The organism is Psychrobacter sp. TB55-MNA-CIBAN-0194 (genome assembly GCF_040309505.1).
GTDB classification, from domain to species: Bacteria; Pseudomonadota; Gammaproteobacteria; order Pseudomonadales; family Moraxellaceae; genus Psychrobacter; species Psychrobacter fozii.
This window is the reverse complement of the sequence record NZ_JBEOOW010000790.1, coordinates 1-236: the sequence shown is the minus strand read 5'-3', so window position 1 is coordinate 236 and position 236 is coordinate 1. Positions and strand designations below refer to the sequence as shown.

Genomic DNA, 236 nt, shown 5'->3' with positions numbered 1-236 from the left:
GTCACGGCCTTCTGCCCAATCCAATACATAATTAAGTGTTTCGTTCAACCGCAGCATTTCGTGCAGCATAGTGCCAGTGTCGTTGTAGTGCCCTGCCCAATCTATTTGCCCAGCTTCAATCATCAGGAAAAATCCTTCGTCGTTTTTGGACAACGAATTAATCGCTTTTTCTGACATTTCTTTTAGCGTTGGTATGGTGCGGGCGGGGTCATTCTTAGTTTGGTGCTCGGTAATAC

Annotated in this window: 1 protein-coding gene; it reads right to left on the bottom strand. The window is 45.8% G+C overall.

All coding sequences use genetic code 11. The features are described from left to right. Positions 1-236 (bottom strand): alkaline phosphatase (locus tag AAEY75_RS17115; RefSeq protein WP_352260384.1); only part of this gene is annotated, 236 nt, incomplete at both ends.